Origin of the sequence: Haladaptatus sp. QDMS2 (assembly GCF_029338295.1) — an archaeon.
Taxonomy (GTDB): domain Archaea; phylum Halobacteriota; class Halobacteria; order Halobacteriales; family Halococcaceae; genus QDMS2.
Genome location: NZ_CP119791.1, coordinates 314,089 through 325,979, shown reverse-complemented (window position 1 = coordinate 325,979; position 11,891 = coordinate 314,089). Strand labels below are relative to the sequence as shown.

At 61.6% G+C, this 11,891-nt stretch carries 15 protein-coding genes and 1 tRNA gene; 11 read left to right on the top strand and 5 right to left on the bottom strand.

Features of this window, described 5'->3' with window-relative positions:
• Positions 1-23: 23 nt before the first annotated feature.
• The 4 genes from P1M51_RS01635 to P1M51_RS01620 all read left to right on the top strand — a co-directional run bounded on the left by P1M51_RS01635 (position 24) and on the right by P1M51_RS01620 (position 2,343).
• Complete coding sequence (locus tag P1M51_RS01635) at positions 24-362, top strand: ferredoxin (RefSeq protein WP_276246446.1); 339 nt, start codon at positions 24-26, stop codon at positions 360-362.
• Positions 363-415: 53 nt separating this feature from the next.
• Positions 416-500, top strand: a tRNA-Leu gene (locus P1M51_RS01630).
• 934 nt (positions 501-1,434) lie between these two features.
• Positions 1,435-1,779, top strand: a complete 345-nt coding sequence (locus tag P1M51_RS01625; protein ID WP_276246445.1) for a HalOD1 output domain-containing protein — start codon at positions 1,435-1,437, stop codon at positions 1,777-1,779.
• A gap of 63 nt (positions 1,780-1,842) precedes the next feature.
• Complete coding sequence (locus tag P1M51_RS01620; protein WP_276246444.1) at positions 1,843-2,343, top strand: DUF5813 family protein; 501 nt, start codon at positions 1,843-1,845, stop codon at positions 2,341-2,343.
• Positions 2,344-2,361: 18 nt separating this feature from the next.
• Here P1M51_RS01620 and P1M51_RS01615 read toward each other — a convergent pair whose 3' ends face one another.
• Together P1M51_RS01615 and P1M51_RS01610 are read right to left on the bottom strand one after the other, a co-directional pair.
• Positions 2,362-2,592, bottom strand: coding sequence for an Lrp/AsnC family transcriptional regulator (locus P1M51_RS01615; protein WP_276246443.1), 231 nt, complete (start codon positions 2,590-2,592; stop codon positions 2,362-2,364).
• Position 2,593: 1 nt separating this feature from the next.
• Positions 2,594-3,277, bottom strand: coding sequence for a TrkA family potassium uptake protein (locus tag P1M51_RS01610; RefSeq protein ID WP_276246442.1), 684 nt, complete (start codon positions 3,275-3,277; stop codon positions 2,594-2,596).
• Between the two features lie 99 nt (positions 3,278-3,376).
• Here P1M51_RS01610 and P1M51_RS01605 point away from each other — a divergent pair, with 99 nt between their 5' ends.
• Positions 3,377-3,607 (top strand): Lrp/AsnC family transcriptional regulator, encoded by a 231-nt coding sequence (locus P1M51_RS01605; protein WP_276246441.1) that lies wholly within the window; start codon positions 3,377-3,379, stop codon positions 3,605-3,607.
• On the opposite strand, the gene P1M51_RS01600 is transcribed toward P1M51_RS01605, so the two are convergent.
• Positions 3,608-4,648, bottom strand: coding sequence for a thiamine pyrophosphate-dependent dehydrogenase E1 component subunit alpha (locus tag P1M51_RS01600; protein ID WP_276246440.1), 1,041 nt, complete (start codon positions 4,646-4,648; stop codon positions 3,608-3,610).
• 71 nt (positions 4,649-4,719) lie between these two features.
• Here P1M51_RS01600 and P1M51_RS01595 point away from each other — a divergent pair, with 71 nt between their 5' ends.
• Entirely contained in the window at positions 4,720-5,040 is a 321-nt protein-coding gene (locus P1M51_RS01595; protein WP_276246439.1) for a hypothetical protein, read from the top strand.
• Here P1M51_RS01595 and tmk read toward each other — a convergent pair.
• The gene (gene tmk / locus P1M51_RS01590) at positions 5,037-5,618 is read right to left on the bottom strand and encodes a dTMP kinase (protein WP_276246438.1); all 582 of its coding nucleotides are present in this window, start codon (positions 5,616-5,618) and stop codon (positions 5,037-5,039) included. The two genes, P1M51_RS01595 and tmk, sit on opposite strands and share 4 nt — an antisense overlap.
• A 99-nt stretch (positions 5,619-5,717) precedes the next feature.
• On the opposite strand from tmk, the gene P1M51_RS01585 reads away from it, so the two are divergent.
• The 5 genes from P1M51_RS01585 (at position 5,718) to cofG (ending at position 10,490) form a co-directional block, all read left to right on the top strand.
• Positions 5,718-6,605 carry a complex I NDUFA9 subunit family protein gene (locus P1M51_RS01585; protein ID WP_276246437.1) on the top strand — a complete coding sequence of 296 codons (888 nt, stop codon included), beginning with the start codon at positions 5,718-5,720 and terminating at the stop codon, positions 6,603-6,605.
• Positions 6,606-6,773: 168 nt separating this feature from the next.
• Entirely contained in the window at positions 6,774-7,949 is a 1,176-nt protein-coding gene (locus P1M51_RS01580) for a tubulin/FtsZ family protein (protein ID WP_276246436.1), read from the top strand.
• Positions 7,927-8,697 (top strand): hypothetical protein, encoded by a 771-nt coding sequence (locus P1M51_RS01575; RefSeq protein WP_276246435.1) that lies wholly within the window; start codon positions 7,927-7,929, stop codon positions 8,695-8,697. Before P1M51_RS01580 ends, P1M51_RS01575 begins: the two co-directional genes overlap by 23 nt.
• A gap of 32 nt (positions 8,698-8,729) precedes the next feature.
• Entirely contained in the window at positions 8,730-9,332 is a 603-nt protein-coding gene (cofC, locus tag P1M51_RS01570) for a 2-phospho-L-lactate guanylyltransferase (protein WP_276246434.1), read from the top strand.
• A gap of 36 nt (positions 9,333-9,368) precedes the next feature.
• On the top strand, positions 9,369-10,490 hold the full coding sequence (gene cofG, locus P1M51_RS01565; RefSeq protein ID WP_276246433.1) for a 7,8-didemethyl-8-hydroxy-5-deazariboflavin synthase subunit CofG: 1,122 nt from the start codon (positions 9,369-9,371) through the stop codon (positions 10,488-10,490).
• On the opposite strand, the gene cofH is transcribed toward cofG, so the two are convergent.
• Positions 10,462-11,835: a 7,8-didemethyl-8-hydroxy-5-deazariboflavin synthase subunit CofH gene (cofH, locus tag P1M51_RS01560; protein WP_276246432.1), complete on the bottom strand. Its 1,374-nt coding sequence runs from the start codon at positions 11,833-11,835 to the stop codon at positions 10,462-10,464. The two genes, cofG and cofH, sit on opposite strands and share 29 nt — an antisense overlap.
• Between the last annotated feature and the right edge of the window lie 56 nt (positions 11,836-11,891).

Sequence of the window (11,891 nt, the reverse complement as noted above, 5' to 3'; positions counted from 1 at the left end):
TCACCCAGCACGTTTTCCCGACAATGAGCGACGACGGACCGATAGACCCGAGCACCATCGGGGAGGCCGATGCGCCGCCGGTCGAGGAAAAGCCCTACAAAATCATCTTCGAGGCCAACAAGTGCATCGGCGCGGGCAAATGCGCAGAGGTCTCTCGGAATTGGGAGATGGACATCACCACCGCTCTCGCAAAGCCAGTCTCCTACTTCATCGGCGAAGAGGACTTGGAGCACAACATCAAGGCCGCGGAGGTGTGTCCCGCGAAGAAGGACCGCGGCGTCATCCACATCGTCGACCGGCGGACGAACAAAGAGATTGCACCCGACCCCAACGGCGACGGTTCGTTGTCGGTCGATTGGTAGCCACAGACCGAAACCCATTTTTCACCGTACCCGACAAGAGTGAGTGTGGTCGCGCGAGGGTGGCTGAGCCAGGCCAAAGGCGGCGGACTTAAGATCCGCTCTCGAAGGAGTTCGGGGGTTCAAATCCCCTCCCTCGCATTCTCTCGGCTCGAATGGACATGAGAGCCGTGCGAATCGGACGAGGGATTTGAATAGGGAACGACCGTCAGGGAGTGACTGAAGTTCAAATCCCTTCCCTCGCATTTCTTGCTGTGAACCAATCGGTGAACAGCAGAACTCGTACTGGAGGAGATTTGAAGCAGGGAGCAACTCGAAGAGTTGCGACCGGGGTTCAAATCCCGATGCGGCGAAGCCGCATCGACCCTCGCGAAAGCAGCGCTTTCGCTCAGTCCCCTCCCTCGCATTTCTTGCTGTGAACTAATCGGTGAGCAGCAGAACTCATACTGAGGAGGTTCGAACAAACGAGCGAACGCAGTGAGCGAGTGGCGTTCAAACACTGGAAAGCCTCCGGCTCTCTCTGCTTCGCAAACGCGAAGCGTTTGCTCAGTCCCCTCCCTCGGCGCACTTGCTGCCACCTCCCTGTCTGCCGACAGGAGTGGGATTCACGTGTCGCATGGGCACGTCGGGCGGAGGAGCCACCAGTGTGCGACACAGGTGACGACGCCGACACGGGTTTTCAGACACCGCCACTTTCAGGCGAACATGACAAGGACAACAAATATATTATGAGTTTTGTTTCTTTCGTAGTATCAAAGAAATTAAAATATCGAGATTTTTGTGATTCTCGAACGCACCGCTCTTTACCTTCCGTCATAAAAACATCTAGACATGATAGTCCGTGAGGAGCGAATCTGCGGGCGGTTGCAATTATCGCGCCACCGTATTGCGGAATGTCTTTGGGGAGTGTCGATTTTTGCGCGGTTCACGTGACAGATTCTGTTGAATAGTATCAAATAGTTACTATCAGAGTTTACAGAGAGTCTGGTGAGCCAAGCAGAGACAGAAAATCGTGTTCGAATGGAATACACTTTTGGGGATGGGGGAATATGTCACTATTAGTCTCGGTGAGAGGATGTCAAAGCCACTCGATGCCACCCCTGAGTCCGTCTCCCTCGGTCTAGAGGACGGAATATACTACGCCTATCACGACATGGACGAGGACGGCCTGACGTTCACGGTCACGAAAGCGATGGCCGAAGTGACGGGGATGGAGTTACACGAGGTCATCCCCCGCTTCTCAGAATACGTCGACCCGGATGCGCTGGACCGACTGTTCAAATCCCGGCCCGACCGCGACCACTACAAGGCCGGACCGCTGTATCTCTCCATCGAGGGGCACGAAGTCGCGATTTACAGCGACGGCGAGATTCAGATTCGCCCGAACGGCTGGTACGCAGAGCGCGTCGAGCAGTTGTAGAGTTCGGTGTCGCCTGCATTCAGACGCAACGCCCTTTTCTCGCTCTGTCACATACATCGACCAATGACTGACGACGTTCCAGACCGCGCTGTTCGGGCGTTCGACGAGCACGCAGATTTCACTGCAGACGGGTCGCGATTCGTCTCGACGGCCACCGAATTCGACGCCCACGTAACGGTGTCTGAAACCGACGACTGGGACCTCCACTATCTCGTTACCGTACACGCGCCGCTGCTCTCTTCGGTGACAGAAGACGACGTCCACGAAGTCGTCGAGGACGGCTGGTTCGAGACCTTCGAGCTCCGGCTCGAAGACGCCCCCGGCGCGGTCGTCCAGAACATCGAACTCGGCGAATTCGAGGTGCGCCGAAGCGGCGGCGACGCAATCGTCACCTTCGGCTTCGAGTACGGCAACGCCGGAAACGCGCCCGAAATCGCCCACGCACTCATCGACTACGTTGAGGGGACGTACATGGAGGGCGTGATTCCGGGTTACACGTATCTCCCGCCGGTCGCCGACATGGTCTCGCGCGCCCACCAATCGAGCGGCGGATCGCCGCTGTAGCCGTACCCCGGAACCGGGTCAGTCCATCGCGATGTAGGTTTGCGTGTCTTCGACACCACGGATGGACTGAATCCGGGTCGCGGCGACGTCTTTTACCTGTGCCGGCGTCTCTACGTCCACCTTCGCGATGAGGTCGACGTCTCCCGCGACGATGGAAGCGCTCGTGACGCCCTCGATGTCTTCGATTGCCTGTTTCAGTCGGTCTGCTTCGCCTGTGGTCGCTTTGACCATCACGTATGCTCGTACCATGTTAGTTTCCTCCTGGGGCTGCGGGGGCGGCGTCGCCCACGATGATGCGCCGAACGTCCTCTAGCACGTCGAAGTCAGTGAGCACGACCAGTCGGTCGTGCAGTTCGAGCGAGTCGTCCGGAAGCGGCAGTCGAAGCCGACCGTCCTCCTTGCCGAACGCGATGAGACGGGCGTGGGCGGGGAGTTCGAGTTCGCTAATCGAGTAGCCAAGCATGGGCGAGGCGTCCGTTATCGTCAACTCGACCACCTGTAGATTCTGGGCGATGTCGGCGATGGCGCGGATGTTCCCGCCGACGAGGGCGTTTTTCGCGCCGATGGCTCCGAGGCGCTCGGGGTAGACGATTTCGTCCACTTCGTCTGCGTACTTGCGGTAGATGTCTTCGCGGTAGTCCTCGTCGATGCGCATGATGGTCCGACAGCCGTGGTGCTTGCCAATCATGCAGGCGACGAAGTTTACGTTGAGGTCTCCCGAAAGCGCTCCGAGCGCATCTGCCTCCGCGATGCCGGCCGCCTCCAGGTTCTCCTCTACGGAACCGTCCCCCTGGACCACCTCGAATCCCATGTTGCGGGCGCGCTCCACGGCAGTCTCGTTTTCCTCGATGAGCGTGACGTCGTGGCCTTCCTCTCTCAGCACACGCGCCGTCCGGAGACCGACACGACCAGCACCAATGATAACGAAGCGCATACGCACCCATACGCCGAGGTGGTTGAATAATGTTACCCACCCCACAGCGGAGTCGCGGACAAACCTTTTTACCTTGACCCGTGGTATCACACGTCGGTTATGGTCCACGCGTTCATCATGATGAAAACCGCCGCGGGGAAGTCAGAGCAACTGTTAGCGTCGATCCTCGACATGGAACACGTGGCGGAAGCGCACATCGTCGCCGGAAACTACGACATCATCGCAGAGGTGGACGCCCCGGAGGTGTACGAGGTAATGCATACCGTCTCCTCCGGGTTGCGTGCGATGGAAGGCGTCTCTGACACGAAAACGTACATCTCCCTCGAATAGCTATTCAGTCGAGACGCCGTGTCGTTCGGTGAACTCGCGGAGCGCCGATTTTTGTCGTGACAACCGAGGCGTGAGCTGTGCATACACGTAGTCGAACACGTTGTCCCGCGCGGGGGTTGGTATCGAGGCCGCGTACTCGACGGCCGCGGTGAGTTCCTCGTTCGCCCGCGCTGTCGCCGCCGGGACAAACGAGTCGTCGATGACGCCCTGTTCTCCGAGGTACGCCTCGAATCGGTCGAGTGGGTCCGCCGTCCGCCACTCCGGAAGCGCCTCGTCCTCGTCTCGGTAGACCGAAGGGTCGTCGGAGGTGGTGTGTGCTCCCTGACGGTAGGTCAGACTCTCAATGAGGACGGGCGTGCCAGCTCGGGCAGCAGTGAGCGCGTCACGAACCGTCTCACAGACGGCGAGTGGGTCGTTCCCATCTACCTGCACACCTTCGAAACCGTAGGCGACGGCCTTCTGGGCGATGATCGGGGCGGCCGTCTGTTTGTCGCGGCGCATCGAGATGGCCCAGTTGTTGTTCTCACAGAAGAAGACGGTCGGCGTCCCGAACACGCCCGCGAAGTTGAGTCCCTCGTGGAAGTCGCCCTCGCTGGTCGCCCCATCACCAAAGCAACAGACGACAGCGTGAGTTGCGCCTCGGAGTTTGGCCGCCATACCGACGCCCGTCGCGTGTGGTATCTGGGTGGCGATTGGAACCGTCTGCGGGAAGATGGGAATGTCGTGTCCGGAGTGGAACTCGGCGTGTCCACGGCGAAAGAGGAGGAGGTCGCTCGTGGGAACCCCACGGGCGAGTTGCATCGCGTTCGACCGGTAGGTGGGAAACAGCCAGTCGTCCGCGGCCATTGCGTGGGCCGCGCCGACCTGCGAGGCTTCTTGTCCGGCGTGGGGCGGATAGCCGCTCATCCACCCGCGACGCTGGAGGGCAATGGCCCGCTCGTCGAACCGCCGCGCTCTGACCATGTCTTCGAGCATCGCCCGAGCCTCGTCGGGCGAAAACGGCGTCTCTGCAAGCGGACGCTCGCCGACGATTCTGTTCATAGTAAACAGATGACACGATTCGGCAAAAGCCGTTCCGATACGCCAAAGCCTCCGGAGTCCCTAGTTCGGGCATGGTCTCGACCCTGGGGCTCGTGGGATTGCTCGTCATCGTGGGCGTCAACTCGCTGGTCGCCGCGCTGATGACGCGCTTTTTCCGCGTCCGCCTCTCGACGACGTGGGGAACCGCCCTCTACGCGCTCGTCCTCATCCCGCTCGTCCTCATCGCCCTCACCATCGTTCTGAGCGGGGTCGCACGACTCGGCATCGACCTCGGCAGTCCCGGTGCGGTGATGGCCATCGCCGTCGCCCTCCCATTCGCCCTCGGGGTCGCGTTCGATTACTTCTGGATGCCGTCACCCGACGAAATCGAGGTTCCGGACACGCTGCGCTAGGCGAGTAGTTCGGCTACGATTGCCTCGGCCTCGTCGAGGACGTCCTCTGGCGGTTGCATGGCGTCGATGCGATAGAATCGCTCCGGGTAGACGTCCATCAGGCGCTCGTAGTTCTGCTGGACGGCCGAGAGGTACGCCGCCTGCTCGAATTTGTTGGTCGCGCCGCTTCGCTCGGCACCCGTCTCCGGGTCCACGTCGAGGTAGATTGTCGCGTCCGGTTCGCGGGTAAACGGCAGGTGGATGCCCCGGATGTATTCGACGGGTCGTTTCACGACTCCGTCGAGCGTCGCTCCCTGATAGGCGTAGCGGGAGTCAGAATAGCGGTCCGAGATGACGACTTTGCCATTGTCCAGGGCCGGCCGGACGACCCGCGAGAGGTGGTCTGCGTGGTCTGCGGTGTAGAGAAAGAGTTCCGCGACCGGGTCGGCATCGTCGTCGCGAATCGACCGATAGACGGCGTCGCCGTACCACGAATCGGTCGGCTCGCGGGTGAAGACGGCGTCCGGGACGGTGTCGTGGAGGGCCTCCCAGACCGTCGTCTTCCCACTCCCGTCCAGACCTTCGAGCGTGATGAGCATATGCGGCAATTGCTCGCCCTCGAGAAAAGAGTTCGCGAATCGCGTCGAAGGACATCGTTAGGGGCCATCCTTTTGAGTCCATCCCGCCTATCAACGAGCATGAAGGTTCTCGTTACTGGTGGAACCGGTTTCGTCGGCTCGGCCCTGTGTAAAGAACTCACAGCGCGTGGCCACGACGTCACCGCCCTCGCTCGGTCTCCCGACGACGCCGCCCTTCCAGAGGGTGTCAACACCGTCCGTGGGAACGTCACCGCCTACGACTCCATCGAAGGCGCGTTCGAGGGACAGGACGCGGTGGTCAACCTCGTCGCCCTCTCGCCGCTGTTCAAGCCGAAAGGTGGCCTCAGCCACGAGAAAGTCCACCTCGGCGGGACGCGAAACGTCGTGAAGGCGGCCAAGGAACACGGCGTCTCCAAAATCGTCCAGCAGAGTGCCCTCGGCGCAGACCCGAACGGACCCACCGCCTACATCCGGACGAAGGGACAGGCAGAACAGGTCGTCCGTGACTCCGGCCTGGACTGGGTTATCTTCCGCCCCTCCATCATATTCGGCGACGGTGGCGAGTTCATCTCCTTTACGAAATCGCTCACCACGCCGGTCGTGACAGCGCTTCCCGGGGCCAACACCGCGAAATTCCAGCCAATCTGGATTGGGGACTTCGTCCCGATGCTCGCAGACGCCGTCGACGACGACGCACACGTCGGACACGTCTACGAAATCGGCGGCCCCGAAGTGCTGACGCTCGGTGACGTGACGCGCCTCATTTACCAGTCGAAGGGGAAATCGGTGTCCGTCGTCCCCGTTCCGCTCTCGCTCGTCAAGGTCGGCGCGACAATAACCGCCCCGCTCCCGTTCATCCCATTCGGCCCTGACCAGGCCCGTTCGCTCAAACTCGACAACACTACCTCAGAAAATGACATCAACGCGTTTGGTGTTAGTGAATCTGACTTAACAACACTCGGAACATACCTCCGCGAGAACCAATAAATCAACTGTGATGAGCGAGTTGTAGCCCAATTCTGACGCGGTTACGACCGTCCTAAACCGCCTGATGTAAGCGAGTTTCGGGTATGATATTCTTGTTGCAAGTACTTTCCGCATCACAAACTTTATATTATTGTTGGCACAGTATTCTCTGCAACGAATGGGCAAATTATGAAACTCGCGATGATAGGGTTCGGACAGGCAGGAGGGAAGATCGTGGACAAGTTCCTCGAGTACGACCAGCGTACGGGGAGCGGCATCGTCCGCGCCGCCGTCGCCGTGAACACGGCCAAAGCCGACCTGCTCGGACTCAAGAACATACCACAGGAACAGCGCGTCCTCATCGGCCAGGCCCGCGTCAAGGGGCACGGCGTCGGTGCCGACAACGAACTCGGCGCGGAGGTCGCAGAGGAAGATATCGACGAAATTCAGGGTGCGATAGACAACATCCCCGTCCACGAGGTGGACGCGTTCCTCATCATCTCGGGGATGGGCGGCGGAACCGGCAGCGGCGGTGCGCCCGTGCTCGCAAAGCACCTGAAACGCATCTACACCGAACCCGTGTACGGACTGGGCATCCTGCCGGGGGCGGACGAAGGTGGCATCTACACGCTGAACGCCGCACGTAGCTTCCAGACGTTCGTCCGCGAGGTGGACAACCTCCTCGTGTTCGACAACGACTCCTGGCGCAAGACCGGCGAGTCGATGGAAAGCGGGTACAGCGAAATCAACGAAGAAATCGTCCGTCGCTTTGGCATCCTCTTCGGGGCGGGCGAAGTGAAAGCCGGCGGCGAAGTCGCAGAGAGCGTCGTCGACTCCAGTGAAATCATCAACACGCTCGCGGGCGGCGGCGTCTCCACCGTGGGCTACGCCGCAGAAGAAGTCGAGAAGAAGTCCTCTGGCGGCCTTCTCTCCCGATTCAAAGGCGGCAACGACGAACCCGTAGACACGGCCCACACGACAAACCGAATCACCAGCCTCGTGCGCAAGGCCGCACTGGGCCGCTTGACGCTCCCGTGTGAAATCGAGGGCGCAGAGCGCGCGTTGCTCGTCATGAGCGGCCCGCCGGAGCACTTAAATCGGAAAGGCATCGAGCGCGGCCGCAAGTGGTTAGAGGAGCAGACCGGCAGCATGGAAGTCCGTGGTGGCGACTACCCCGTCTCCGAATCTCGCTACGTCGCGAGCGTCATCCTCCTGTCTGGGGTGACCAACGTCCCGCGCATCAAGGAACTCCAGCAAGTCGCAATCGAAGCCCAAGACAACATCGAAGATATCCGCCGACAGTCTGAAGCGAATCTCAAATCCCTCGTCGAAGATGATTCTGATGAACTCGAACCACTCTTTTAATCTACTTCTCGTCGTATCGCTCGCACTCTCCCTGTTTGCGGCCCCCGTCGCCGCCGTGTCCATCGCCGAGAGCGGCGTTCCACAGGAAGCGCAGGCCGGTTCTGAGGTGTCTGCGACGTTCACGCTCACGGAACTCTACAAGGAGTCCAGCAACGAGTGGACGCTCGGCGGCGAAACCGAACTGGAGAACGTCTCGTGGACGGCCACGAAGTACGGACTAGACGACAGCCAACTGTCGAAAGAGTCCTACGGCGGCCAGTCGTTCTCGGCCGACGTGAAGGCCGCAGACGACGTGACTCGCGTCGAGGTGACGGTCACTGGTACGGTTCCGACCGTCGAAGAATTCACCTACGACCCTGCTGAGTCGTTCACGCTCGCCACGCTCTCGCGCCAGCAGGGCGAGAACACAGAGCAGCTCGAATCGTGGGAAACCCACCACTACACCGAACAGAGCAAGCAGGCCCGCGAGGCGATTTCGAGCGCCGAATCGGCCATCGAACAGGCCGGTGGTGACGAGGATGCCCAACAACAGGTCAACCGCGCCATCTCCTCGTACAACAACGGCAACTTCGAGAACGCCGTGGACCTCGCACAGGACGCAGAGCAGTCGGCCACAGACTCAAAGCAGTCCCAGGAGCGCACCCAGTTGCTCCTCTACGGGGCAGTCGGCGTCGTCGCACTGCTCGCTGTGGTCGGCGGCGTCTTCTACTGGCGGTCCCAGCAGGACACCTACGACAAACTCCGATAGTCGCTTGTAGGCGGAACGCGGACACACTGCAAATGCGTGTCCTCGTCCCCTACGACGAAACAGACCCGAAGACGCGCCTCGCGTCTCTTTTCTCGCCTACTGAGCGCCGCGAGTTCTCCCGGCTGATGCTCGGGGACGTGCTCGCATCGATTCGTCGAACCGGCCGAACCCCCGTCGTGCTCGCCACGGCACCGCTCGACGTTGACGCGTCGGTGGTCGTCGACGACCGGCCGCTCTCTGCGGCGGTGAACGCGCACCTTGAACCCAACACTGCCGTCGTGATGGCCGACCTCGCACTGGCGACGCCTGCGGCGCTCTCTCGGCTGTTTTCCGCCGAGGGCGAGGTGGTCGTCGCCCCCGGTATCGGCGGCGGAACCAACGCGCTCGTCTCCCGCCACCCGGAGTTTTCCGTCGATTACCACGGCGCGTCGTTTCGTGACCACCGAGAAATCGCCCGACGTATCGGTGCTGAATGGGCGGTGCTCGATTCCTACCGCCTCGCCACGGACGTGGACGAACGGGTCGACCTCGCGGAACTACTCCTACACGGCGACGGGGCCGCCCGCGAGTGGCTCGTGGACGCGGGCATTCGCCTCGACACGGGGCAGGGGCGCGTCGGCGTCTGCCGGGAGTGACAGCCTTTTTGTGTTCCACGGGCGAGTCGAAGACAGATGCTACCCGGGGCCAGCGAGTACGACATCGACATCACTCTGGATGAGGCGGACGTAGAGCGACTGCTCGCGGTGACGCCCGCCGACGTGAACCCGGCTCCGGAGCTGAGTTTCGCGAAGAACGTCTTCCTGCCCCTCACGACCGCCTGCCGGTACACCTGCACCTACTGCACCTACTACGACGTGCCCGGACAGGCGAGCCTCATGACGCCCGACCGGATTCGCGAACAGTGTCGCATGGGCGCAGACGCCGGCTGTACGGAGGCGCTGTTCACCTTCGGGGACGACCCCGACGATCGTTACACCGAGATTCACGCGCAACTGGAGGAGTGGGGCCACGACTCGATTCACAGCTATCTCCGGGAAGCCTGCGAAATCGCCCTCGGCGAGGGTCTGCTCCCGCACTCGAACCCCGGCGACCAGACCCGCGAGCAGATGGAGCTCGTCGCAGACGTAAATGCGAGCATGGGCGTCATGCTCGAAACCACCGCCGAGGTGCAGGCCCACGGCGGCCCTCGGGCGAAGTCGCCCGGCCAACGCCTCGCCACCCTGCGGACCGCCGGAGAACTCGGCGTCCCGTTCACGACTGGCATCCTCGTCGGCATCGGCGAGTCGTGGCGCGACCGCGCCGAGAGCCTGCTCGCCATCCGCGCGATGCACGAACGCTACGGCCACATTCAGGAGGTCATCGTCCAGAACGTGAGTCCGAACGAGCGCTGGAAGCAGGACGGCCCATCCCTCGAAACCATGCGCCGCGTCGTAGCGATGGCCCGCGTCTGTCTTCCCGAGGAGATTTCTGTGCAAGTGCCGCCGAATCTGGCGCCCGTCCGCGAGTTGCTCGACTGTGGCATCGACGACTTGGGCGGGGTGTCCCCGGTCACGGACGACTACATCAATCCAGATTACAAGTGGCCGGCGCTGCGCGAACTGGAGGCCATCGCGGCTGATGCGGGGGTGCCACTCCGCGAGCGTCTCCCCGTGTACGAGCGGTTCCTCCCAGCCGAAGACGAGACGGCGAACCACTGGCTCTCGGCGCAGATTACGGAGGCGATTCGCGAGGAGAGCGAGGCAGGGGAGCGCTATCGACGGGTACTCAGTCGGCCTTCGGCGACTTCTTCGTGAACATCGGCGTGCCGTCTGCCTTCGGGCCTAACAGCGGCCCGGCGGGGCGCACGTCGGGGTCGATACGACGTTTCTGCCGGTAGTCGGTCGAGCGTTCGACGGGGACGCGCCCAATCGAGGTTATCATGTCCACGTACTCGTCGAAAGTTCGAACTTCGCCGTACTGGCCCCCGGCGCGTTTGGTGATTTCTTCGGAGAGAATCGTCCCCATGAAGTCGTTCGCCCCGGCGTTGAGCATGGCGAGGCCGTGTTCGTTGCCGTACTTGACCCACGACGACTGGATGTTCTCGACGTTGTCGAGGAAGAGGCGTGAGACGGCAATCATGAGCAAGTCTTCGGCCCGACTCGCCCCCGCGTCGACCATTCCCTTCTCTTTGAGCGGCGTGTTCTGATGGATAAAGGAGAGCGGGACGAACTCGGTGATGTTCCCCGTACGGTCTTGCAGGTCGCGAATCTGTTCGAGATGCAGCACGCGGTGCATCTCGTTTTCGACGTGCCCGTACATGATGGTCGAGGTGGTGTCGAGGCCGACGTTCGCGGCGGCTTCCATCGCGTCGAGCCAGCCCTGCGTGTCGATTTTCCCGGGGCAGATTGCTTCGCGGACTTCGTCGACGAGAATCTCTGCTGCGGTTCCGGGCACGCTGTCGAGGCCCGCAGCCTTGAGTTCGCCGTAGATTTTCTCGTACGACCAGTCGGTTCCGCGGCTTGCATGGTAGGCTTCTTCGGGCGTCATCGAGTGGAGGTGGACGCCATCGACGCTCATCGCCTGCATCTGCTCGACGTAGGTTCCGGGGGAGGTCTTGTACGCGGATGGCGGTTTGTAGTTCACCGGTTCCTCGGCGGCGGCGAGAATCTCGTGGTGTTCGTCGTTGAGGGCGAACCCGGGGTGCAACCCTGAGACCGAACAGACCTCGTAGATGCCCATCTCCACCGCGTCGCGGACGATTTCCCGTGATTCTGCGGGCGTTTTCGTAAAGCCGCCCATCTCCCCCTGATACTCGGCTTCGAACTGTCCGGCGGGGTCCTTGAAGTTACAGAACAGACAGCCGACGTTACACGCCGTCGTGACGTTGTTGTTCAGGTTCGCGACGAAGGTGACGTCCTCTCCGCACACCTCGGCGCGCCTGCGGTCTGCAGCTTCGAGAACGCGTTCCATCCGCCCCGGGTCGATGGTTTCCGTCTCCGTTCCAGTCGTGATGAGTTCCACCCCGTCGGCGACGGTGAGTCGGTCGCCTGCCCGCGCCTTTGCGAGCGCGTTTTCGAACGACTGGTCCGTCTCGGGGCGGTGGTCGAAGTCGAAGAGCCCGCGAGGGACGTTCGTTCGCGTGGGGTAGGCGTCTGCCATGGACGGATGCTTTTCGCTCGGAGGGTATAATGACGGGGGATTGCGGTAGGGCAAGA

Excerpts from the sequence above, each read along its gene's own strand:
- P1M51_RS01635 (WP_276246446.1), top strand. The coding sequence starts at position 24 with ATGAGCGACGACGGACCGATAGACCCGAGCACCATCGGGGAGGCCGAT.
- P1M51_RS01625 (WP_276246445.1), top strand. The coding sequence starts at position 1,435 with ATGTCAAAGCCACTCGATGCCACCCCTGAGTCCGTCTCCCTCGGTCTA.
- P1M51_RS01620 (WP_276246444.1), top strand. The coding sequence starts at position 1,843 with ATGACTGACGACGTTCCAGACCGCGCTGTTCGGGCGTTCGACGAGCAC.
- P1M51_RS01615 (WP_276246443.1), bottom strand. The coding sequence starts at position 2,592 with ATGGTACGAGCATACGTGATGGTCAAAGCGACCACAGGCGAAGCAGAC.
- P1M51_RS01610 (WP_276246442.1), bottom strand. The coding sequence starts at position 3,277 with ATGCGCTTCGTTATCATTGGTGCTGGTCGTGTCGGTCTCCGGACGGCG.
- P1M51_RS01605 (WP_276246441.1), top strand. The coding sequence starts at position 3,377 with ATGGTCCACGCGTTCATCATGATGAAAACCGCCGCGGGGAAGTCAGAG.
- P1M51_RS01600 (WP_276246440.1), bottom strand. The coding sequence starts at position 4,648 with ATGAACAGAATCGTCGGCGAGCGTCCGCTTGCAGAGACGCCGTTTTCG.
- P1M51_RS01595 (WP_276246439.1), top strand. The coding sequence starts at position 4,720 with ATGGTCTCGACCCTGGGGCTCGTGGGATTGCTCGTCATCGTGGGCGTC.
- tmk (WP_276246438.1), bottom strand. The coding sequence starts at position 5,618 with ATGCTCATCACGCTCGAAGGTCTGGACGGGAGTGGGAAGACGACGGTC.
- P1M51_RS01585 (WP_276246437.1), top strand. The coding sequence starts at position 5,718 with ATGAAGGTTCTCGTTACTGGTGGAACCGGTTTCGTCGGCTCGGCCCTG.
- P1M51_RS01580 (WP_276246436.1), top strand. The coding sequence starts at position 6,774 with ATGAAACTCGCGATGATAGGGTTCGGACAGGCAGGAGGGAAGATCGTG.
- P1M51_RS01575 (WP_276246435.1), top strand. The coding sequence starts at position 7,927 with ATGAACTCGAACCACTCTTTTAATCTACTTCTCGTCGTATCGCTCGCA.
- cofC (WP_276246434.1), top strand. The coding sequence starts at position 8,730 with ATGCGTGTCCTCGTCCCCTACGACGAAACAGACCCGAAGACGCGCCTC.
- cofG (WP_276246433.1), top strand. The coding sequence starts at position 9,369 with ATGCTACCCGGGGCCAGCGAGTACGACATCGACATCACTCTGGATGAG.
- cofH (WP_276246432.1), bottom strand. The coding sequence starts at position 11,835 with ATGGCAGACGCCTACCCCACGCGAACGAACGTCCCTCGCGGGCTCTTC.